At 48.6% G+C, this 21,986-nt stretch carries 18 protein-coding genes; 13 read left to right on the top strand and 5 right to left on the bottom strand.

Annotation, left to right across the window (positions count from 1 at the left end; all coding sequences use genetic code 11):
* Entirely contained in the window at positions 1-2,997 is a 2,997-nt protein-coding gene (locus A7975_RS15920) for a LamG-like jellyroll fold domain-containing protein (RefSeq protein WP_141680306.1), read from the top strand.
* A gap of 43 nt (positions 2,998-3,040) precedes the next feature.
* Here the strand turns inward: A7975_RS15920 and A7975_RS15915 are convergent, their stop codons facing one another.
* Entirely contained in the window at positions 3,041-3,955 is a 915-nt protein-coding gene (locus A7975_RS15915; RefSeq protein WP_053372423.1) for an ArsR/SmtB family transcription factor, read from the bottom strand.
* 209 nt (positions 3,956-4,164) lie between these two features.
* Here A7975_RS15915 and A7975_RS15910 point away from each other — a divergent pair, with 209 nt between their 5' ends.
* Positions 4,165-5,133, top strand: coding sequence for a glycoside hydrolase family 43 protein (locus A7975_RS15910; protein WP_053372422.1), 969 nt, complete (start codon positions 4,165-4,167; stop codon positions 5,131-5,133).
* 104 nt (positions 5,134-5,237) lie between these two features.
* On the opposite strand, the gene A7975_RS15905 is transcribed toward A7975_RS15910, so the two are convergent.
* The gene (locus tag A7975_RS15905; protein ID WP_065385923.1) at positions 5,238-6,566 is read right to left on the bottom strand and encodes an FAD-dependent oxidoreductase; all 1,329 of its coding nucleotides are present in this window, start codon (positions 6,564-6,566) and stop codon (positions 5,238-5,240) included.
* Positions 6,567-6,995: 429 nt separating this feature from the next.
* On the opposite strand from A7975_RS15905, the gene A7975_RS15900 reads away from it, so the two are divergent.
* Positions 6,996-7,748 carry an SDR family NAD(P)-dependent oxidoreductase gene (locus A7975_RS15900; RefSeq protein WP_053372421.1) on the top strand — a complete coding sequence of 251 codons (753 nt, stop codon included), beginning with the start codon at positions 6,996-6,998 and terminating at the stop codon, positions 7,746-7,748.
* Between the two features lie 2 nt (positions 7,749-7,750).
* On the opposite strand, the gene A7975_RS15895 is transcribed toward A7975_RS15900, so the two are convergent.
* On the bottom strand, positions 7,751-8,644 hold the full coding sequence (locus A7975_RS15895) for an AraC family transcriptional regulator (RefSeq protein ID WP_065385719.1): 894 nt from the start codon (positions 8,642-8,644) through the stop codon (positions 7,751-7,753).
* Between the two features lie 171 nt (positions 8,645-8,815).
* Between A7975_RS15895 and A7975_RS15890 the strand changes: the two genes are divergently transcribed.
* The 3 genes from A7975_RS15890 to A7975_RS15880 all read left to right on the top strand — a co-directional run bounded on the left by A7975_RS15890 (position 8,816) and on the right by A7975_RS15880 (position 13,866).
* Positions 8,816-11,707 carry a family 78 glycoside hydrolase catalytic domain gene (locus A7975_RS15890; RefSeq protein ID WP_065385718.1) on the top strand — a complete coding sequence of 964 codons (2,892 nt, stop codon included), beginning with the start codon at positions 8,816-8,818 and terminating at the stop codon, positions 11,705-11,707.
* A gap of 112 nt (positions 11,708-11,819) precedes the next feature.
* On the top strand, positions 11,820-12,557 hold the full coding sequence (locus A7975_RS15885) for a GTP cyclohydrolase II (RefSeq protein WP_065385717.1): 738 nt from the start codon (positions 11,820-11,822) through the stop codon (positions 12,555-12,557).
* 442 nt (positions 12,558-12,999) lie between these two features.
* On the top strand, positions 13,000-13,866 hold the full coding sequence (locus A7975_RS15880) for a DUF421 domain-containing protein (RefSeq protein ID WP_053372417.1): 867 nt from the start codon (positions 13,000-13,002) through the stop codon (positions 13,864-13,866).
* 9 nt (positions 13,867-13,875) lie between these two features.
* Here the strand turns inward: A7975_RS15880 and A7975_RS15875 are convergent, their stop codons facing one another.
* Complete coding sequence (locus tag A7975_RS15875; RefSeq protein WP_053372416.1) at positions 13,876-14,208, bottom strand: winged helix-turn-helix transcriptional regulator; 333 nt, start codon at positions 14,206-14,208, stop codon at positions 13,876-13,878.
* 156 nt (positions 14,209-14,364) lie between these two features.
* On the opposite strand from A7975_RS15875, the gene A7975_RS15870 reads away from it, so the two are divergent.
* Positions 14,365-15,339, top strand: a complete 975-nt coding sequence (locus tag A7975_RS15870; RefSeq protein WP_065385716.1) for an aldo/keto reductase family protein — start codon at positions 14,365-14,367, stop codon at positions 15,337-15,339.
* Between the two features lie 78 nt (positions 15,340-15,417).
* Here A7975_RS15870 and A7975_RS15865 read toward each other — a convergent pair whose 3' ends face one another.
* Entirely contained in the window at positions 15,418-16,146 is a 729-nt protein-coding gene (locus tag A7975_RS15865) for a YhcN/YlaJ family sporulation lipoprotein (RefSeq protein ID WP_053372414.1), read from the bottom strand.
* A 368-nt stretch (positions 16,147-16,514) separates the two neighbouring features.
* Here A7975_RS15865 and coxB point away from each other — a divergent pair, with 368 nt between their 5' ends.
* The 6 genes from coxB (at position 16,515) to A7975_RS15835 (ending at position 21,910) form a co-directional block, all read left to right on the top strand.
* Positions 16,515-17,564 carry a cytochrome c oxidase subunit II gene (coxB, locus tag A7975_RS15860; RefSeq protein WP_053372413.1) on the top strand — a complete coding sequence of 350 codons (1,050 nt, stop codon included), beginning with the start codon at positions 16,515-16,517 and terminating at the stop codon, positions 17,562-17,564.
* Positions 17,565-17,638: 74 nt separating this feature from the next.
* On the top strand, positions 17,639-19,486 hold the full coding sequence (gene ctaD / locus A7975_RS15855) for a cytochrome c oxidase subunit I (RefSeq protein WP_065385922.1): 1,848 nt from the start codon (positions 17,639-17,641) through the stop codon (positions 19,484-19,486).
* The gene (locus A7975_RS15850; RefSeq protein WP_053372412.1) at positions 19,483-20,100 is read left to right on the top strand and encodes a cytochrome c oxidase subunit 3; all 618 of its coding nucleotides are present in this window, start codon (positions 19,483-19,485) and stop codon (positions 20,098-20,100) included. Before ctaD ends, A7975_RS15850 begins: the two co-directional genes overlap by 4 nt.
* Before the next feature lie 3 nt (positions 20,101-20,103).
* Entirely contained in the window at positions 20,104-20,421 is a 318-nt protein-coding gene (locus A7975_RS15845; RefSeq protein WP_053372411.1) for a cytochrome C oxidase subunit IV family protein, read from the top strand.
* Between the two features lie 92 nt (positions 20,422-20,513).
* Complete coding sequence (gene ctaG / locus A7975_RS15840) at positions 20,514-21,410, top strand: cytochrome c oxidase assembly factor CtaG (protein ID WP_053372410.1); 897 nt, start codon at positions 20,514-20,516, stop codon at positions 21,408-21,410.
* A gap of 53 nt (positions 21,411-21,463) precedes the next feature.
* The gene (locus A7975_RS15835; protein ID WP_483295923.1) at positions 21,464-21,910 is read left to right on the top strand and encodes a DUF420 domain-containing protein; all 447 of its coding nucleotides are present in this window, start codon (positions 21,464-21,466) and stop codon (positions 21,908-21,910) included.
* Positions 21,911-21,986 lie beyond the last annotated feature (76 nt).

The following is a 21,986-nucleotide window of genomic DNA, read 5'->3' as shown; positions in this document are numbered from 1 at the left end:
TTGATTAATAAGCGTATAGGGAGATTTTTGGTCTTGCTGCTGCTGGCCGCGATGGCAGCAGCGATCTGGCTGCTAACGCGGCCGCAGCAGGGGGAGCAGGTAAAGGAAAATGCGGAGCTGGATAAGCGGTCTGCGTATGAGCAATCTCTAGTCCTTCGCTACACGTTTGATGAAGTGGAGCTGCCAGAGCCGGGCAGCGCTATTCATGCAGCTGCCGATGCAACGGGCCATGATAACGGAGCTAGTTTGAATGGCGGCACGCTGCAGGCGGAAGGGAAGTTTGGCAGCAGCTATCAGCTTGACGGGGCAAGCGCCTATGCGGAAATGCCGACGGCGGTGCTTAACGGGTTGGAAGAGCTGACGATATCGGCATGGGTCAATTTGAACGATCTTCGGACTTGGCAGCGGATATTCGACTTCGGCAACGGAGTGAATCGTTATTTGTTTCTGACCCCAATGTCAGAAACCGGAAATATGAAGCTGGCGATTAAAAATGGCGGCGGCGAGCAGATCATTCATGCCGAGGCGGAGTTTCCGGTGGATAGCTGGACGAATGTTGCCTTCACATGGTCGGGCACAACAGGCGTTCTCTATTTGAATGGCCGTGAGGCTGCCCGCAATGATGAGCTTTCGATAAAACCAACCGATATGGCAGGCACAACGGGCAATTTTATCGGAAAATCACAATTTGACGTCGATCCGTTTTTGTCCGGACAAGTAGATGAGGTACGCATTTATAGCAAAGCGTTAACCGCCGATGAAGTTGCCGATCAACTGACTGCAGGCATGAGCGATGATGAAATCGTTGCTTTTGCCGCGGATTGGCTGACGATTGAAGGCAGCGACCGTGTTGTCGATGCACTAGTGCTTCCGCTAGTTGGGCCGGGTGGGGCTAATATCGTTTGGTCCTCGGATCATGAGGTGGCGGTAGGTTCAGAAGGCTCCGTTACGAGGCCGGCGAGCGGTGCTGGCGATCTTGAAGTCGTACTGACTGCGGCCGTCACGAAGGGCAAAGCCTCAAGCAAGAAAGAAATCCCGCTCCTCGTATGGGAGGAAGGCGCTGCCGATTACGCGGTATCGATTCAAGCTGATCAGCAAGGCGCTCCCGTGAGTGATCACCTTTTCGGCATTTTCTTCGAGGATATCAACTTCGCCGGTGATGGCGGCGTGTACGCGGAGCTTGTGGAGAATCGCTCCTTCGAGTTTGGAGATTCGCTTTGGAACTGGGCGAGCAGAACATCGGGCTCTGGTGACGGAACGATGGAGGTGCGCACGGAGTACCCGCTAAATGCCAATAATCCGAGCTATTTATCGGTAATGGTGAACGCGCCTGCCGAGGCAGATGAATTTGCGATCGTGAACAGCGGATTCGGAGGCATCGCCTTGAAGCAGGGTGAGAGCTACGATTTCTCCATGTACGTTCGCAGCGGCAAGGGCGATAAGCTGAAGCTGACCGCTTATTTAGAAGGCGACGACGGCAAGAGGCTCGGTGAGACGAAGCTGTCTTTAGGCGAAGTGGCTGCTTCTCCTTATGCTGGATGGGGCAAGCTGACTGCAAAAATAACCGCTTCTGCTGATGCGCAGAGCGGAAGATTTGTTCTGGGCATGCAGGGAGCAGGTGCGCTTGATGTCGATATGGTCTCGTTGTTTCCTCAATCGACTTGGAAGAACAGACCGGGAGGCTTAAGGGCGGATTTGGTCCAAATGCTGGCTGATTTGAAGCCGTCATTCGTAAGATTTCCCGGCGGCAGCATTGTCGGTGGAGACGGAATCGGCAATCGCTACAACTGGAAGGATTCGATTGGAGATCCCGCGCAACGAAAACAAAACGCCAATATGTGGGGCGGCGGTTCGTTAACGACGCCTTATTACCAAAGCTATGGGCTTGGGTTCCATGAATACTTCCAGTTAAGCGAGGATCTTGGGGCAGAGCCGCTTCCCGTCGTCAATGCGGGGATGGGCGATCAATTCCGCCAGTCGGATGTGGCGCCCATGGATGAGCTTTCGCCCTTTATGCAAGATGCGCTTGATCTAATCGAATATGCCAATGGCTCCGTAACGAGCAAATGGGGAGCGCTGCGAGCAAAAAACGGGCATCCAGCTCCTTTTGGGCTTGAATTTATCGCAATCGGCAACGAGCATTGGGGTACGGATTATTTTATAAGATACGAGCAGTTTGCAGCAGCCATTAAAGAGAAATATCCGAACATCCAGCTGATCGCCTCGGCAGGCCCATCGCCATCCGGTCCTATTTTTGACGATGCATGGAGCTGGCAGCAAAGGCAGCCGACGGATATTGTGGATGAGCATTATTATATGAACCCGGATTGGTTCAAAACAAATGCAAGCCGCTATGATTCGTATGACCGCAAAGGTCCAAAGGTGTTCGTTGGAGAATATGCCGCGCACAACGGCGCAAGAGCGAACAATTTCGGCTCGGCGCTTGCGGAAGCGGCTTATATGATCGGCCTGGAGCGAAATTCCGATGTTGTAGCGATGGCTTCATATGCGCCGTTGTTTGGCAAGGAAGGTTATTCGCAGTGGTCGCCGGATTTGATATGGTTCAACAATTCGGAGGTTTATGGAACGCCGAATTATTATGTGCAGCAATTGTTTAGCCAGCATGTGGCAAGCTCGGTGCTTCCAGCGACAGTCGGCATGCGAAGCGGGCAATCGTATGAGGCGGGACGCGGAGGCACCCAGGGCGAAGCTCCCTTCTATTTCATCGCGGGCAGAGACGAGAAGACGAATGAGATGATTTTGAAAATCGTAAATGGCGAAGCGTATGACGTGAAGGTATCCATTCATGTAATGGGGCAGTCCATTTCTCCGCAAGGGACGAAGCTGGCGCTACAAGCGATGCTGGATACGGAAAATTCGTTTGTGGAGCCTGCGGAGGTGCAGCCGAAGGAACAAGCAGTCGATGGTCTGTCGAATACGTTCACCGTGGAGCTGCCGAAGCAGTCGGTTGCGATCTACAGGTTGAAGACCGCGTAGTAAACAGAAAGAGAAAGGAGCAGGCGGCTGATGCCGCATGCTCCTACTCGTTTCTTTCATAATATAGCTTGAAGACGATGTCCTGATTATAGTTCCCAAACCCGGCGCCAAATAGCGTAACGCCGCCTACATTCTCAGCGTCTTCCTCAACAGCTATGCGGAATTTCCACTGCTTGTTTAAAATATCGACATCATCTAGGGTAACGTCGGATATTTGCTGACCGTCAATAAAGGTGCCGTTTGGCGTAATTTTTAATACTTTCAGCAGGCCGTATTGATTGATCTCGTCCCACCACCAGTCAGGCGTGTACTTGCCTCGTTTGCCGCCGAAATCGCCGGGGCTTGTCCATAGGCCGATTTTGGTGCCGTTGATATAGAAGGAAATGTCGGACGGCCAATTCTCATTGGCAAACGGAGCCTCGGACGATATTTCGAAAGAAATTTCGAGCTCGGTAGGCTTCTCGCTTTTCAACAGGAAGTTAGCAATTTTGTATTCGATGAAGCCGCTGCTGAACCATAATATTTTTGCATTGGTGCGCTCCGCATCAAGGAAAAAACGCGGCTCGTCGAACATGCCGATTACCTTCACGGTAGTAGCTAGGCCGCAGGTCGGCTCTACTTCGAAGTCGGTGTAATGACCGACGGAAACGATAGATTCGTGATAGGTGCGCAGCGCAGGACGGCTTTTGGACGGGAAATCGATTTCAATGCTGTCGGTAATGAGCTTGCACATTTTTTTGGTGCCGCCGCTGCTGGAAACCATCTCGGAGCTAATGAGCCCGGCTTTCTCCAGCTTTTTGACATGCATTGTCATGATCGGACTGCTCAGTTCGAGCGCTTGCGCGAGATCCTTAATGTTCATTTCCTGCAGGGCAAGCAATTGAATGATTCGAAGTCTTACATCGCTCGCCAATGCTTCATAAATCGGTAGATGCGTATCTGAAATATCTATTTTCATGCCTTCACTCCGCTCAACTTTATTAACCGTGCAATCGCTTTGCATTAAATGAATCGAAATAATATGTCGTAAGGTTTGGTTCGTTCATTGGGTATGATCATTTAACTAAAGTGAACTATTTGTTTATTTTATATGTTAATAGTTGGCTTTACAAATTATATTTCCGTCCCAAGTACATAGGATTTTTAGCTGGAGGATTGAGAGGAATCATGAGTATGCAAGCATCCGAGCAGTCGCGCAAGCAGCTGCGAAATCCATTGGTAGAGCAACGGGCAGATCCTTGGGTTTTGAAGCATTCGGACGGTTTTTATTATTTTACAGGCTCCGTGCCTGAGTACGATAGAATTGAGCTTCGCAGAGCGGCTACAATTGAAGGACTGACCGATGCCGAGCAGGTTGTCGTGTGGAGAAAACACCATTCCGGGCCGATGAGCAAACATATATGGGCGCCCGAGCTGCATCTGATCGGTGGGAAATGGTATATCTATTTCGCCGCTGCAAGGGAAGACGCGCCGTTTCGGCATCGTATGTATGTGCTGGAAAATGAATCGGCTAATCCGCTTGAAGGCAGCTGGACGGAGAAGGGACAGATCGCCACGGATTGGGATTCCTTCTCTCTTGATGCTACTAGCTTCGAGCATAACGGCGAGCAATATTTAGTATGGGCGCAGCAAGATCCTGCCATTCAAGGCAATACAAATTTGTATATCGCGCTGATGGGTAATCCATGGACGCTTGCGAGCAAGCAGGTGCTGATCACGAGGCCTGAGCTTGATTGGGAAGTCATTGGCTTCATGGTGAATGAAGGCGCGGCCGTGCTAAAACGCGGCGGCAAGATCTATTTGACGTATTCCGGCAGCGCGACGAATCACAATTATGCGATGGGGATGCTGACGGCTATGGAAACGAGCGACTTGCTTGATCCTGCCTCTTGGGTGAAGTCGCAGGAGCCGGTGTTTGTGAGCAGCGAGGAGAACAGCCAATACGGTCCGGGGCATAACAGCTTTACGGTGTCTGAGGATGGCGAGCAGGACATACTCGTTTATCACGCTCGCAGCTATAAGGAGATTGCAGGCGATCCATTGTTTGATCCGAATCGCCATGCGCGCGCCAAAGTGTTTACGTGGAATAGCGACGGCACGCCAAACTTTGGTACTCCGCCGGCGGATTCGGTGTAGATTTAGTTAGAAAGGAGCACCATGTGCGAGGTCTTTCTCCTATAGGATGAAGAAATCAAAGGAGCAGCGATGAGGAATAACCTCATTGCTGCTCCTTGATTGTGTTATACCGCCTGCAACCCGGCTTGGTTAAGCAGGTTCCATGGTTTGTTGTAGTGTGGCTGGAAGAAGAAATCGACGTAGCTTAATTCGTCCATGGTCATGCCGTTTTGGATACAAACCGATAACGTATTTATCGATTGCGTCAGATCGACCTTCGAGAGCACCTGAGCGCCAACGATTCTGCCGCTGTCTGCTTCGTAAACAACCTTCAGCGTTACTTGCTCGTAGGTCGGCATAAACTCGGGACGGTAATTGTCGATGATTGTGACATTTTTCACATTCATTCCCGAAGCAATTGCGGCTGTTTCGGTTAAACCAGTCGATGCGATGTTGTAGTCGTAAATCTTAATGCCCGATGTGCCTTGCGTCCCAAGATATCTGACGACTGGCTCCATAAGGTTTTTGGCAACCAGCGTGCCCATGCGAACGGCGTTTGTTGCAAGCGGGATATAGGCATTTTGACCAGTCGGATTATAGTGGACGGCACAGCTGTCGCCAGCGGCAAAAATATCAGGCTTGCTCGTTCTCATATAATCGTCGACGATAATCGCACCGTTTGGCAGCATGTCGACTTGACCCTTGAGCAGCTCAGTATTAGGACGGAAGCCGATGCAAAGCACAACGAGGTCCGCTTCATATTGGCCAGCAGTCGTATTAACGGTTGTTACGCGGCCCTCGGCGCCCGTGAACGAAGTGACGGTTTCGCCGGTTGCGATTGTAATCCCTTTATCAATCAACGCTTGCTCAGTTAGATCGGTAAACTCTTGGTCCAAGTATTTATATAAAATGCGCTCCATATTATCGATCAAAGTAACCTGCTTGCCAAGCTGCTCAAAGGCTTCAACAAGCTCAATGCCGATATAGCCGGCCCCGATGACGGCGATGCGGTTCGCATTTTTTGCTTTTTCAATGATCGTTTTCGAATGGTTATAGTTTTTGCAAAGAACGATATTTTCGAGATCAATGCCGTCCATTTGAGGAACAATCGGCCACGAGCCAGTCGTTACGACGAGCTTATCGAAAGTGTCTGTAAATTCGCCGCCGGTTAGCAGGTTGCGGACTTGAATCGTTTTGGCATCCGTATCTACTGCAAGCACGTCATGGCGCATATGCGTCGTAACGCCTAGCTTAGCGAGCTGGTCAGGTGTTGCGTAAAATAGCTGCTCGGCATCCTTTACTACACCGCCAACGTGAAGGGCAATGCCGCACGATAAAAACGAGATGTTGTCGTTCCGTTCATAGACCGTAATGCGGGCCTCCGGGTAAAGCTTAGCCATTTGGGTAATAGCAGCAGTTCCTGCATGTGTGCAGCCAATAACAGCAATGTTCATCGTCATCTAAAACGCCTCCTATTGTATGTGTAAAGGGCGTGAGCCGCGTCGGCTGTCGACCTTACAACGTGAATTATTTCACAACCTATAATACAATGTGAAAACATTCACAACCTTTTCTTGCTTTTATCATATGCGCTTTTGGAGTAATTGACAAGGGCTTTTGAAGCCTTTTTCAAAACAATGATTAAATTATCAGACAATTTGACACGACTTAGCCACAACTTTTGGAGGCAGGCAAATTTGATTGAAGCATCAGCCCTGCAACGAGCATTAACAACGGAGAGCCTTAGCCCGAACGCAGCAATCGGCAAGATGGACATAAGTGATGTACGTTGCCGCACTATGTTTTTAGCTGTTTTCATTTTAGATGATTTTCGATTACACTTTTATTGAAAGACCAGCTACAATCGCTAAGGAGGAATTCGGATGGAATCAGTCTATGACGATAAAATAGTACTCATAACGGGTGCAGGAGCGGGAATCGGCCGTGCGCTTGCGATCGCCTATGCCGAGCAAGGAGCGCTTCCCGTGCTCGTCGATAAAAATGAAGATGGGCTTGAGCAGACCGGCGACCTGCTGCAGGAGGCTGGCTATGATTCCTTATCCTTTGTCATCGATATGAGCAAGCCGGAACAAATAGTAGGTTTGCTCCGCGATATCGAGACGATGCTGGGCAGACTGGACATCGTCATTAATAATGCAGGCTTTGGCATATGGAAGTCACCCTATGATTTATCAATCGACGAGTGGGACAGCGTAGTGGACACGAATCTGCGCGGCACCTTCGTCTGCTCGCGTGAGGCGGCGAAGCTGATGCGGACAAGCGGCGGAGGCGCTATCGTGAACATTTCCTCGACGAGAGCGATGATGTCGGAGCCGAATTCGGAAGCCTATGCCGCCTCGAAAGGCGGTATTCTGTCGCTCACGCATGCGATGGCGGTGTCACTCGGTCCTGATCGCATAACCGTCAACGCCATCTGTCCGGGCTGGATCGAAAATGGCGACTACGATAAGCTGCGGCCGGAGGATCATGCGCAGCATCCGTCACAGCGCGTTGGCAAGCCGGCGGATATCGCGCGTGCGTGCCTTTACTTAACCGACCCTAACAATGATTTTGTAACGGGTACCCATATAACGATTGACGGCGGCATGACGAGGAAAATGATTTATGAGGAATAGCCTCATTGTTTTACAGCAGCATGTGATGCATGGCGAAACTGAATAGGCGTCATGCCGATAAGCTGCTTGAACAAGCGGTGGAAATGCTTCATGTCGTGCAAGCCGACGAGCGGAGCGATTTCTGCCGCTGTTTTTGTTGTTTGTTCAAGCAGCATACAACTTCGCTCAATGCGCTCCTTGCGCAGCAGGCTCGTAAACGTAAGACCCGTTGAGGCAAGGATAAGCCGCTGTACCTGGCGCTCGCCAAGCTGAACTTGCTTTGAAATGTCTCGCAGCGAAATCGGCTCATGCAGATGTGATCGCATATAGTGGATAAGCGTGTCCACACGATCGCCGGGCTCGATAACATGCGATGGGCTGTTATGCCTCCCAGTCTCTAAACGGCGCTCAAGCAGCAGAAGCAGCTCGAGCAGCATAGCGAGCAGCATCGTATGAAAGCCCAACCGGGCTTGTTGAAACTCCTGAAGCATCCGGTCGAATAATGCTCCGAATTCATGCGCTTGCTCGCGAAATGAGATCCAGCTCGTCATGGCATCAGCGCCAATATGTTTAAAGCGGTACGAGTTTAGCGTATTTGGCATCGTGCTTGTAAGGGACTCTAGGATCGACTGCTCAAAGATGCAGTTGCCGACAATTAGACGACTATCCGCGGCAGAGGAGGAGGGCCTAAATACATGAGAGATGCCGATCGGAATCAAAAATAAATCCCCCTTCGTTACGCGCAGCGCCTTATCTCCAATATAATGAAAGCCGCTTCCTTCCCATACGTAACAAATCTCCACAAATTCATGCGCATGCTCGCGAAGCTCGAATCGTTCACTTACCCGATTAACGAATATCGAAAGCCCATCGTTGAAATAAAGCTCGGCCTTGGTGAGCATGACATTTTTTTTCATCTGGAAGCGCTCCAATGCTATCAAAATAGGAACCGACATTTGTGACTCGTCTACGCTTACAAACCACTCTTATGTCATTTTACACCTATATATTTGTCGTAATCAACCCATTAGTCCGTTCTTTCGCTGCTGTACAATCAGAGGTAATATGGCGAAGGAGTGGTTGCTGAAATGAGTCGTGCATGGCAGGCAAATTGGATATGGACACAAGGTGAGGAGAGCCCTCGCAATGAGTGGCACTGCTTCCGCAAAACCTTTATGGTACCGCAGGAAGGCTGGAGCGACAGCTCGCTCCGCATAACGGCGGATTCAAGATATGTATTGTATATCAATGGAAAGAGGCTGGGGCGCGGCCCCGTCCGTTCTTGGCAGACTGAGCAATCCTATGATACGTATGAGGTTGGACATTTGCTTGAGCGCGGTAAGCAGAATACGATTGCGGTGCTGGTCATGCATTTTGGCATAACGACCTTTTATTATATCCGCGGTCGCGGCGGATTGCTGGCACAGCTGGATTTGCTGAGCGAGGACGGCAGCCTGCTGGAGACCGTGAGCAGCGATCAGTCATGGCGGACGTCCCGTTATCTCGGTCAGCATTCAAGAGCTACACGTATGGCTTGCCAGCACGCTTTCTCTGAATATGTGGATGCCTCGGAGTGGGATGACAGCTGGAAGGAACGTGATTATTCCGATATAGGCTGGGCTTCGGCGCTCGTCATAGCGGCAGTAGGGGAAGGGCCATGGACGACATTAATTCCCCGTGATATTCCTCTTCTGACGGAAGAGCAGGTTTATCCGCAGCGCGTAGAAGCGCTTAACCAAATAAAAACCTTCCACTGGACAGCTGCAATAGATGTGCGCAATCATTTGGCAGCAGGCAGTGAAAATCATTCGAATCATCTCGAATATATAGGTTATGCGGCGACGCAATTGGTATTAGAAGAGCCTGCATCGGTTGTGCTTGGTGCCGCATTTGGCGAAGGAATCGTTGCAGTTACGCTAAACGGAAAGGTTATTGATGCCTTTGGCAGAAATGACGTTGAGCGCTACGCGGAGCTGGAGCTTGAAGCCGGTGAGCATCTGCTGCTTGTCGACGTGTCCGGCCAGTCGCATCCCGGCATTATTCATCTGGGGCTTTATTGTGAGAAGCCATTTGTTTTCCGATCGCCTTGGGAAGACGCTGGTGAAGCGCATTCGGTGTTTTGTTCGATTGGGCCATTCGATACGGCTGTTCAAATCGATCATCAAGGAAGGCAGCCGTTTAATCGCAAACATCCTCTTTATTTGGAGGTCACGGGCTCGGTTGCCTCGGCGGGAGACTTATCGAAATATGCCGAATGGGTGAAGCCGATTCCGAACAAATTCGTCAGCGAGGCCGATGTATTTGCCTTATGCGTGTATAAGAAGGAGAGTACGGCGCTTGCGATTCCGGCATCGCTGCAGCAAATGGTCATTCCGAATGCGGAGGCAGGAACGGTTCCGATTTTCCACGGGATGGATACGGAGCTCATTATTGATTTTGGCAAAGAATATTCCGGTTATTTGACGTTCGAGGTAGATGCGGATGCGGGCACGGTTATTGACTTTTACGGCTTTGAATATATGAACAGCCATTACAGGCAAGACACATACGGACTAGATAATACGATCCGGTACGTATGCAGACAAGGTAGACAAGTATATGTATCCTCGGTAAGACGCGGCTTCCGTTATCAGATGGTAACCGTGCGGGGGGCGACGAAGCCTGTTAAATTTTATGGTCTGACCTGCTTGCAGAGCAATTATCCGGTTGCCGAAATCGGCAAATTCCAATGCTCGGATCCGCTGCTAAATGATATTTGGCAAATTAGCCAGCATACGACGAAGCTTTGCATGGAAGATACCTTCGTTGATTGCCCGGCTTACGAGCAGGTATTTTGGGTGGGGGATAGCCGCAACGAGGCGCTTATCAGCAACTATTTGTACGGCGTAAACGACATCGTCAAACGTTGTCTCAAGCTCGTTCCGGGCTCCAAGGATCAGACTCCGCTGCTTGTCAATCAAGTGCCAAGCGGTTGGAACAGCGTCATTCCGAACTGGACTTTTTTCTGGGCGCTAGCTTGCCATGAGTATTATTTGCAGACGGGAGACCGTGATTTTGCGAAGGAAATGTACGCGCATATGCAGTTTACGCTGAAGCACTACTTGGAGAAAATCGACGGAAACGGCCTCTTTAACATACAGGGCTGGAATTTCCTCGATTGGTCGCCGATCGATCAGCCTAATGACGGAGTCGTGACGCATCAAAATATGTTTTTAGTCAAAACGCTGCTTGCGACAGCTGAATTAGCGGCAATCGTTGACGACGCTGCGGGTGCTGCATGGTTTGCGGACGAAGCGAAGAAGCTGACGAGCGCGATTAACGAGCATTTATGGGATGAACAGAATCAGGCGTATATCGACTGCATTCATGCGGATGGGCGCAGATCAGAGGTGCTCAGCATGCAGACGCAGGTTGTTGCGACTTTGACCGAGGTGGCAATCGGCGAGCGTTATGAGCGTCTATCGAAATATATGCAGCAGCCGCCAGCGCATTTTGTGCAAATCGGCAGTCCGTTTATGTCTTTCTTCTATTATGAAGCACTTGCGAAGTCAGGCAACGCGCAGCAAATCATAGATGACATCCGTCATCATTATGGCGTCATGATCGACAACGGGGCAACGACCTGCTGGGAGATGTATCCAAACTTCTCCGAAAATCGCGCGCATGAGGATATGCTAACCCGCAGCCACTGCCACGCTTGGTCCTCGGCACCAGCCTATTTCCTAGGGCGCGAGCTGTTAGGCGTAAAAGCATTGACTGCAGCATGGACTGAGGTGGAAATCGCGCCTAATCTATGCGGACTTGCTTGGGCGAAAGGAAGCGTCCCGCATCCAGGCGGAGGCAGAATCGGTGTTTCTTGGCGCTTGGAGCAGGGCGGTTCGGCGATGAAGCTGGAGGTTGCTTATCCAGCGCATGCGAAAGTGAGCATTAAAGTGCCTGAAGGAGTAACGGCCGAGATTCATGAGACAAAGCTTGGATAGAAGGTAGCTAGGGGTGGATGCCTATCCGTGAAATTAGGGTGGGCATAACCCCATTGCTTCGGGCTCATAATAGTTCAAGCGACTATTATGAATAGGTCAGGAGCATGCCTTTATGCTTACAGAAGCGGTTTCCATCGTTGATCACAAAATCAGAGTCATTGAAAGCGACAAAGGTATTTTATATTTGGTTGGGCCGATCCAGCTTCCTGTGAAGATGGAGGAAGGCGAAGCGATTTTTCAGTGGTATTGCTGGCTGCTATGTGATGAAAAGCTGGACGATGCAGAGCAAATTATCGAGAAGCTATCAGCCATTAATTTGGCGGAGATGCAGCAGTCAAGCGTGCTTGTGTATGGAGACTTTGAGCAAGCGGAGGAAGCTTGGATACGCATGCACAGCATATGCCACACAGGCGACATTTTCGGAAGCAAACGGTGCGATTGCGGCTATCAGCTGCATGAATCGATGCGTATGATTGTTGAGAAAGGAACAGGCGCTTTATTTTATTTGGCGAATCATGAAGGCAGGGGCATTGGACTGTTCAGCAAAGCGATGGCTTATTTGCTGCAAGAGAAGGGCTACGATACGGTAGAGGCTAATGTGGAGCTCGGTTTTGTTGACGACGCCCGCAGCTATAGCGATGCGATCCGTGTATTAAAGGCGCTGAGGTCAAAGCCTGTCTCCTTGATTACGAATAATCCGAAAAAGCTTGATGCGCTGAAGGCTGCTGGACTTGACGTAGCGAACCGTATTCCGCTTTGGGGAGACCGCTCGGAGTATAATGAACGGTACTTGGATACAAAAATAATTCGTTCCGGCCATTTTGCAGCATCAGCTTGTCCGAACGAATAAAGGTATTGGAAATTGGATAGGGCTGCCCTGCTAGCACATTAATGAACTAGCCGGACAGCCCTTGTGTATCTTATATTTAACCGGACCTCTTCATGAGCGAAAGGCCGTATGGAATCCCCTTGTTAACAGCAAACAGCATGTGTACCAAGTTGTCTTAAACTCGCATTCTAAAACAACGAAAGCCCTACCTCTCTTCCGTCCTCGCGGCTCCGAAGACCGCGCCAGTGTGAATCAGAAATACATCACGTAACAGGTTTGAGAATTAACAGCAAAGAAATCAAAATCCGAGGAAAACGTTGAATCTTACTGGGGATTTGCTGGGGTTAAATATAATACGTTCTTTTTATAATACTATACTTCGCAATGAAATGCAACATCTTATTGAAAGACGCATGACTTTTACCTTTCTGGATACTCTAGAAATGGAAAGGGGGAAGTCAAGATGCCAAGTTGGATTGAAATTGTCCTTCGTACGTTAGCGGCAATCGTTATTTTATTTGCGCTCACGAAGGTGTTAGGCAAACGTCAAATTTCTCAGCTGTCTCTATTCGAGTACATAACAGGGATATCTATAGGTAACATTGCTGCCTATATCTCGCTTGATCTCGATAATTTATGGTTTTTGGGAATGGTTTCGTTAGCGGTGTGGGTAAGCGTTTCTGTCGCGATGGAATTTTTGACGATGAAAAGCAAAAAAGCCCGAAATTTCATTGATGGAAAAGGGACGGTTCTTATTAAAGACGGCCAGCTGCTCAAAAAGAATTTGCATAAAGAACGATTGACCTTGGATGAAATGCTAGAGCAATTGCGGAAAAAAGACGTGTACCGCGTGGCGGACGTGGAGTTTGCGGTCATGGAATCGAGCGGTGAAGTCAATGTAATGCTGAAGAAGGAATATCAGCCTATTACGCCTGATGTGCTTGGATGGAAAATGCCGATTGAGCGGGAAGCACAGACCGTGCTGATGGACGGGGATATTCAAGATGAAGTGCTTGATCAGCTTGGTCTTGATCGACAATGGCTGCTGCATGAGCTGACAAAAAGAAATCTGAAAGAAGAAGAAGTGTTTTTTGCACAAATCGACAGCAACGGTGAACTGCTTCTTCAAACAGGCGAGGAGAGCAAGCAGCCGAAAAATTCGCAATCCAAGCCGAAAGAGCGCGTTTCGATGCTGATCGAGCAGTTTGAGGCGGAGCTGCTCCGCCTTGAACGGTTGTCCCAAAATGAAAGTGATCGGCGTGTCTATCAAACGGCTATCGACCGTTTTCAAGCCAGCACAAAATCGCTGCCAGATCATTTGCTGAAGTGAAGCGTTAAGCTAAGTCCACATTGCAGCCCAACGCTTCATTTCTTTTAAAATATGATGCAGATCTTCACCCTTTGGTGTCAGCGTATACTCGACCGTAACCGGTACGGTTGGAAATACCTTGCGTTCAAGCACGCCCTTCTCTTCCAGATGACGGAGCGTGCTTGTTAACGCGCGAGGGCTTACCGCAGGAATTAACCGCTGTATTTCTCCGAATCTTCTGGTGCCGCAAAATAATTCTCGAATGACTAGAAAAGCCCATTTTCCTCCGATAACGTCCAGCGTCTTCTCGATATTGCACTCGATGTTCACAGGCTCTTTAGGGATGTAATTATGTGCGCTCAATTGGTGGACCTCCTCTCCGTATGCTACTAACAATAAGTATAGTATATATATTAGAGATAATAAAATGAAAAAACATTCACTACTTTAATTAGAGAATGAAGTGCTATACACTACTACTTGAGTACAGCGGGAAATGACTAAGAGGAGTGTTGGCAAATGAAATATAGAAAACTTGGCAAAAGCGGTCTTAAAGTTAGCGAAATCGGTCTTGGCAGCTGGTTAACGTACGGAACGGCGACGGAAGCCGAGACAGCCCAGGCATGCATTCATAAAGCATATGATATCGGCATTAATTTCTTTGACACTGCTAACGCTTACAATAATGGTGAAGCAGAGAAGGTAATGGGACATGCCTTAAAAGAATATAACCGCAGCAGCTATGTGCTTGCAACTAAAGTATTTTTCCCAATGGGCTCAGGTCCCAATGACCGGGGATTATCCAGAAAACATATTGTCGAGCAATGCGAGGCGAGCCTGAAGCGGCTCGGCACCGATTACATTGATCTGTATCAATGCCATCGCTTTGATTCCGATACGCCGGTTGAAGAAACGCTTCGTGCGCTTGATGATTTGACCGCTCAAGGTAAAGTGCTCTATACCGGGATCAGCGAATGGACGGCTGCACAAATTACGGATGCTGCTGCAACGAGCAAGCGACTTGGACTGCGCCCGCTCATATCGAACCAACCGATTTATAATATGTTCGAGCGATATATTGAGCAAGACGTCATCCGTACAAGCGAGCAGGAAGGAATGGGTCAGGTTGTATTTTCCCCGCTGGCTCAAGGCGTTCTAACTGGTAAGTACAAGCCGGGTCAAGCCGTTCCGTCTGACAGCCGTGCAGCAAACGATAAGACAAACGGCATTCTTAACAGCTATCTGCGCGAGGATGTGCTGCAGGTTGCCGGGAAGCTCGAAGCGCTTGCTGCAACCATTGGCGCGACCTTGTCACAATTCTCGCTTGCTTGGGTGCTGCGCCAGCCAAATGTAAGCTCAGCCATTATCGGCTCTAGCCGTCCGGCACAAATCGAAGAGAACGTGAAGGCCATCGATATCGCATTGCCGGATGAGCTGCTCGCTCAGACAGATGCGATCTTAGCAGGGGTTAGTACGTTCTCGCCGATGCGCTAATATAATAGAAGCAACGCAAAAAAAAGGCTCTTCGGTCGAAGAGTCTTTTTTTTGCTATATATAATAGAAGCGATTTTTTTATTGATCCATTTGGGCCTCGGAAGGGCTGTAAGTTCCTGGCTGTGTGATAGGAGCAGGCATCTCCTTGCCGCCGGCAAAGTGATACTTAACGATCTTATTAAAGGAATCAACCCAAGGCATAAGCGACCGTCCGCCCCAAGCCTCCTTGGCAAATTCATTGAAGTAATTGACGAACTCCATGTTAGCTGAAATGTGAACCTCTTGCACCGTTGGGGCGAGTTCACGAACTCTTAGCGCGACGGTTTGCTTAAGCTCATCTGACAAATCATTAATATCGTTGACGGAAAAGTAGGAATTGTAGGGCGAGACGAGCACGCGGCTGTTGCCGTAAGGACTACCGGTATCATGATTATAGACTCCTTCATTCGTTCCGGTATTGTCTTGTTCCGTTTTGCCGCCGTGATTGCGGGTGCCAACCGCTGTCCAATCCAGCATCAATGCTACGTAAGCATTTTTGTCCGTCAGCATGACGATAGCAGAGGCAACGCCATTAAGATCAGACACTTTTCTTGAAATAACGGAGCTGTATTCGAAAAATGCGTTGTCATGCTGATGCGGATTATTTGACGTTGGACCATACGACTTGCCGCCAAGCATTTTCGGATCGTTTACTTGACGGCTGCCGTAATCGGTGTCGCTATTCTGGGCAAACTCTTTGTAATTGCAACCGGCGGCAGTTGATAAGACGATTGCGGAAAGCATCAGTGCGGCCATTCGTTTTAACATAAAGAACGGACCCCCATTCATACGATAATGGCTTTAGTTTTTGCCTTGCCAGCGTAAATATACGTTTCGGACAGCATACATAATTGACCATGGGTTTGGTGCACAATGTAGGGTAGAGAGTCCTTCATGCTGACAGGTCGAACTATGTGTCCGAGAGGCTTGAAAAACGTTGCAATAATGCGTTTTTGACAGCTTTGAGAACAATTTGTGAACTCTCTGTGGAACATTGACAAATAGGGGCTTCAACTTTATATTTAATAAAGTGATTTAAGTTGCAGGAGTTGTAATAACATCTGTGAAACACGCAGCCAGCCGTATGCCACGTGAAAATCAGGCAGCTGCGAAAACGTCAAAAGTGGGGTTGATTAATGATGAAACGGTGGCGATTTGTAAAACGGCTTGCGCCGCTTATGGCCATGATGGTACTGGTGCTAGCGGCTTGCGGGCGGAGCGATTTGTCGACGCTGAATCCTCAGGGACCTGTAGCGGAAGAGCAATTCGGGCTGATGAAGCTGGCAATCGGAATCATGTTAATCGTGATTGTTGCCGTCTTTGCGATTTCTTTGTATGTAATTATTCGTTTTCGCAGACGCAAAGGTGACAATACGATTCCTAAGCAAGTGGAAGGTAACCATAAGCTGGAGATCATTTGGACAGTTATTCCGATCATCATGCTTATCATTTTGGGTGTTCCGACCGTACAATCCGTATTTAACTTAGCTAAAGACTACAGCAAAGATCCGGAAGCGATTCAAGTAATCGTTACTTCACACCAATACTGGTGGGAGTTTGAATATCCGGATTACGGAGTAAAAACAGCGCAGGAACTTATCATTCCAAAAGGCAAAACGATTTCCGTAAAAGCGAAATCCGCAGACGTGCTTCACTCGTTCTGGATTCCATCGCTAGCAGGTAAAATCGATACAAACCCTGGCGCAAACGTAAATGCGATGTACTTCTCGGCTCCAAAAGAAGGCGTTTACCTAGGTAAATGTGCCGAGCTTTGCGGACCTTCGCACGGTTTGATGGACTTTAAAGTCAAATCAGTGGACGAGTCTTCATTTGATCGTTGGGTAGCAGCGCTCCAAGAGCCTGTAGCATTGCCAAGCGATCCTGCGATTGCGAAAGCATTCGAAAGCAAATGTCTATCTTGCCACGCTGTGGGCGACCTTGGCGGACCGGCTTATCCTAACTTGACAGGTATCGGAAGCCGTGAGACTGTCGGAGGTATACTCGTTAACACCGATGATCCGCAATATTCCAATGAAGGTTCAGTCTACGATAACTTACACAAATGGATTAAAAACCCGGATGAAGTTAAACCCGGCAACCAAATGGGCAAAATCGATTTGACTGATCAAGAACTTGAAGGTATTGCTAAATATTTATCTGAACTGAAGCTTAACTACCAACAATAATTTATCGGTGATTGAAGGAGGTACCTACTTTGGCTCATGCGCATTCGCATCAGGTCAAACGTTACAGCGGTCTGATGGACTGGCTCACAACGGTTGACCATAAAAAAATTGGAATACTGTATTTGATCGCTGGAGGATTTTTCTTCCTTGTCGGCGGTTTGGAAGCGATTTTGATTCGGGTTCAATTATGGAAGCCGCTTAATGACTTTGTTAGCGCGGATACATACAACGAGCTACTTACGATGCACGGTACGACGATGATCTTCCTAGCGGCCATGCCGCTGTTGTTCGCGCTAATGAATGCGGTCGTTCCGCTACAAATCGGCGCGCGCGACGTAGCCTTCCCTTTCGTTAACTCGCTTGGCTTCTGGACATTCCTGTTCGGCGGCGTGCTGCTTAACGTCAGCTGGTTTACTGGTGGAGCACCGGATGCTGGCTGGACATCTTACGCACCGCTCGCAGGCACGACCTATAGCGGTGATCATGGCGTAGATTATTACGTTCTCGGCTTGCAAATAGCCGGTATCGGTACACTAATCGGGGGGATTAACTTCCTCGTAACGATTATCAACATGCGTGCGCCAGGCATGACGTTCATGCGTATGCCGATGTTCACATGGACAGCGTTCATTACTTCAGCGCTAATCTTGTTCGCATTCCCTGCTTTGGCAGTTGGTCTTGCGGCACTTATGTTCGACAGATTGTTTGACGCAAATTTCTTTGATCCTTCAGGCGGCGGTAACGCTGTACTATGGGAGCATATTTTCTGGATATTCGGGCATCCTGAGGTTTATATCCTCATCCTGCCGGCCTTCGGCGTTATTTCCGAGGTAATAAGCACATTCTCGCGTAAACGTTTGTTCGGTTACAGCTCAATGGTATTCGCTACAATCCTGATCGGCTTTTTGGGCTTCATGGTTTGGGCGCATCACATGTTCACAGTTGGTTTAGGACCGGTTGCGAATGCGCTGTTCTCGATTGCGACGATGCTTATCGCAGTACCGACAGGTATCAAAATCTTTAACTGGCTGTTTACGATGTGGGGCGGCTCCATTAAATTCACTACAGCGAATTTGTTTGCTGTTGGATTTATCCCAACCTTCGTAATGGGCGGCGTTACCGGCGTCATGCTGGCAGCAGCGCCAGCCGACTTCCAGTATCACGATTCTTACTTTGTCGTAGCGCATTTCCACTACGTTATCGTAGGCGGATTGATTCTTGGTATTTTCTCGGGCCTTCACTACTGGTGGCCGAAAATGTTCGGACGTGTACTAAACGAAACGCTTGGTAAACTGACTTTCTGGACATTCTTTATCGGCTTCCACTTAACGTTCTTCATTCAGCATTTCCTTGGCTTGCTCGGTATGCCGCGTCGTATCTGGACATATCTTGACGGTCTAGGCTTTAATGAAATGAACATGATTAGTACGGTTGGCGCATTCTTGATGGGCTTCGGTACAATCTTCTTCTTGCTGAATGTTGTGATTACGGCATTCAAACCGCAAAATGCGCCGGCAGATCCTTGGGAAGACGGCCGTACGCTGGAGTGGACGATTCCATCTCCGCCGCCAGAGTACAACTTCGCTCAAACGCCGCTTGTGCGCGGTTATGATGCATACTGGAAAGAAAAATCGGATGGCCACAAAGGCATGACGCCTGCGGAGCCAATTGGTCCGATTCATATGCCATCTCCTTCAATCTTGCCGTTCTTTATGGGACTTGGATTGTTTATCGCAGGTTTAGGTTTCATGTACGCTCATGATTGGGGCAACTTGTTCGGTTCATTCAAAACAGGTTATGCTGTTGGTATTTTTGGCCTACTGATCTTGTTCGGATGCATGTTCCTGCGTTCTACAATCGATGATCATGGCTTCCACATTGAAGAAGAAGAAATCCTTAGAGATTTGGGGGGGAAAGCATGAGTGCGCATTCGCATGTAGAGGGGCAATTGCCTCATGAGCCCGAAAAGGCGACCCTCGAGGGACGCAATAAAGTATTAGGCTTCTGGCTTTTCCTTGGCGGCGAGACGGTATTGTTCGGAACTTTGTTCTCAGCGTTCCTAGCTCTACGCAACCAAGTGCTTGACGGTCCAACTGCAGATGAGCTGTTTCAGCTTCCGCTTGTCGCGCTTGCGACTGCACTATTGCTTACATCAAGCTTGACCAGCGTATTCGCTGTTCACGCGTTGCATACGAATAGGGTAAAGGCGCTTATTAATTGGCTTATCATTACCGTTGTTCTAGGCGCAGCATTCCTTGGACTAGAGATTTATGAGTTCTACCACTATGTACATGAAGGCCACGGCTTTACGACGAGCGCATTCAGCTCCTCGTTCTACACGCTCGTTGGTTTCCACGGAGCGCACGTTGCTTTCGGTATTACGTGGATCACATTGATCATCATTCAGCTCGCAAGAAAAGGCTTGACTGTCGTTACCGCACCAAAGGTATATGTAGCCGGTATGTACTGGCACTTTATCGACGTTGTATGGGTATTCATTTTCACCGTCGTTTACTTGATGGGAAAGGTGGTTTAATCCATGGCCAGCAATCACACTGCCACAGAGGAAAGCCCCAAGCGTCATAAGGTCGAAGGACCGAAGAAGCATATCATCGCCTTTATTTTCTCCATCCTGCTTACGTTCATCGCATTTGCGACTGTAATCAGCGGAGAGATCAACAAAGATTTCATTTACATTATTTTAGTCGGATTAGCCGTTTTGCAAGTATTCGTTCAAATGGCATTCTGGATGCATATGAAAGACCGCGGTCATACATTCGCCATTATCGGCATTTTGACTGGCGTATTCATCGTATTCACTTGTGTCATCATGGCCGAGTACTGGGCTTGGTGGTAATCGCCGATTGATTGGAGGAGAGGAGGGTCCCGAGGCTTGGGTCCCTCCTCTTTTGTAAAAATAGGTTAGCGTTATTGAAAGGAGCTTCCACGATGCTTGGCTTACAGTATTTCCGCTTCGAGGAATTGTGGACCCCCATGTTTCTGTTCGGAATGGCGGCTATTGTCATTCTATATTTCTACCTAATCGGTCCATGGCGTGAAAAGAATGCCCCGCAAGCACCGGCTGCAACTAGGCTGCAAAAGGTAATGTTCGTCTCCGCTGCCGTTATGTTTTATTTGGTGCACGGTGGGCCTTTTAATCTATTAGGCCACCTTATGTTTACATTTCATATGATCAATATGTCTGTATCTTATTTGATTGTACCGCCGCTCGTTTTGCTTGGCGTGCCAAGCTTCTTATGGAAAAAGATGTTCTCGGTTCCTTTTTGGAAAAAGTTCAGCTTTATGATGCACCCGGTCATTTGTCTCGTGCTGTTTAATGTATTATTTTCGGTATACCATATTCCAATCGTCCATGACTATGTGATGACGCACTTTGCTGTGCATCGTCTTTATTATTTAGTATTGCTTGTAACTTCATTTATGATGTGGTGGCAAATTGCCGTCCCTGTACCGGAGTGGGCAAGACTAACCGATTTGAAGAGAATGGCTTATGTATTTGCAAACGGGATGCTGCTCACGCCGGCGTGTGCCTTAATTATTTTTGCGAAAACGTCTATGTATGCGATCTACAGCGATCCTAACGTATGGGTAACTGCGATGGGATATTGTGTTTCTGGCGATCCAAGTCGATTGCTAGAGAGCTTCAGCGGCCCGCAGTTTTTTAATATAATGGATGTCGTTGAAGATCAGCAGCTTGGCGGAATCGTGATGAAATTCGTGCAGGAGATTATGTACGGCATTATTTTGGCGTATATTTTCAGGCAGTGGTTCAAACGCGAGCATACGGAAGATGATTTGCCAAATACGAATACCGGTACGGCATAGCAACATTCATTATAAGAACAATAGGTGGGGTAGAGTTGAACATTAATAATATTATGCCGACAATAAGCACCTTCTTCATCGTGCTAAGTGCAGTACTGGTAGCCGTAGGGTGGAGGCTGGCTATCAAGCGCAGGCTGGAGGAACATCAGAAGGTGATGTTCTATGCTGCGGTAGCTGCGACAATCTTTTTTATCGTATACATGTCGCGAACGATTTTTGTAGGGAACACCTCATGGGGCGGTCCGGATGGCTTAAAGCCCTATTATCTCGTATTTTTATTATTCCATATCGTTCTTGCGACAGTTGCTGCCGTATTTGGCATTACGACGCTTACGCTCGGCTATAAGAAGAAATTCGCTAAGCATCGTAAGTGGGGAAAGGTTACTTCGCTCATTTGGTTCGTGACCGCCATTACAGGTACAATGGTATACGTCTTGCTTTACTTGATGTATCCGGGCGGGCATACAAAACCTGTAATTGATGCGATTTTCGGGTGGTAATACGTGTAACCATTTATGCGGAAGCCTTGCATTCGAGAGAGAAAACTCTTTCGGAAGCAGGGCTTTTTTTATTTTA

It is taken from the genome of Bacillus sp. FJAT-26390, assembly GCF_001682865.1.
GTDB lineage: Bacteria > Bacillota > Bacilli > Paenibacillales > Paenibacillaceae > Pristimantibacillus.
This window is presented reverse-complemented; position numbering and strand designations above follow the sequence as displayed.

Bases quoted from the DNA above. Each gene is read 5' to 3' on its own strand.
- A7975_RS15915 (WP_053372423.1), bottom strand. From the start codon at position 3,955: ATGAAAATAGATATTTCAGATACGCATCTACCGATTTATGAAGCATTG.
- A7975_RS15910 (WP_053372422.1), top strand. From the start codon at position 4,165: ATGAGTATGCAAGCATCCGAGCAGTCGCGCAAGCAGCTGCGAAATCCA.
- A7975_RS15905 (WP_065385923.1), bottom strand. From the start codon at position 6,566: ATGAACATTGCTGTTATTGGCTGCACACATGCAGGAACTGCTGCTATT.
- A7975_RS15900 (WP_053372421.1), top strand. From the start codon at position 6,996: ATGGAATCAGTCTATGACGATAAAATAGTACTCATAACGGGTGCAGGA.
- A7975_RS15895 (WP_065385719.1), bottom strand. From the start codon at position 8,644: ATGAAAAAAAATGTCATGCTCACCAAGGCCGAGCTTTATTTCAACGAT.
- A7975_RS15890 (WP_065385718.1), top strand. From the start codon at position 8,816: ATGAGTCGTGCATGGCAGGCAAATTGGATATGGACACAAGGTGAGGAG.
- A7975_RS15885 (WP_065385717.1), top strand. From the start codon at position 11,820: ATGCTTACAGAAGCGGTTTCCATCGTTGATCACAAAATCAGAGTCATT.
- A7975_RS15880 (WP_053372417.1), top strand. From the start codon at position 13,000: ATGCCAAGTTGGATTGAAATTGTCCTTCGTACGTTAGCGGCAATCGTT.
- A7975_RS15870 (WP_065385716.1), top strand. From the start codon at position 14,365: ATGAAATATAGAAAACTTGGCAAAAGCGGTCTTAAAGTTAGCGAAATC.
- A7975_RS15865 (WP_053372414.1), bottom strand. From the start codon at position 16,146: ATGTTAAAACGAATGGCCGCACTGATGCTTTCCGCAATCGTCTTATCA.
- coxB (WP_053372413.1), top strand. From the start codon at position 16,515: ATGATGAAACGGTGGCGATTTGTAAAACGGCTTGCGCCGCTTATGGCC.
- ctaD (WP_065385922.1), top strand. From the start codon at position 17,639: ATGGACTGGCTCACAACGGTTGACCATAAAAAAATTGGAATACTGTAT.
- A7975_RS15850 (WP_053372412.1), top strand. From the start codon at position 19,483: ATGAGTGCGCATTCGCATGTAGAGGGGCAATTGCCTCATGAGCCCGAA.
- A7975_RS15845 (WP_053372411.1), top strand. From the start codon at position 20,104: ATGGCCAGCAATCACACTGCCACAGAGGAAAGCCCCAAGCGTCATAAG.
- ctaG (WP_053372410.1), top strand. From the start codon at position 20,514: ATGCTTGGCTTACAGTATTTCCGCTTCGAGGAATTGTGGACCCCCATG.
- A7975_RS15835 (WP_483295923.1), top strand. From the start codon at position 21,464: ATGCCGACAATAAGCACCTTCTTCATCGTGCTAAGTGCAGTACTGGTA.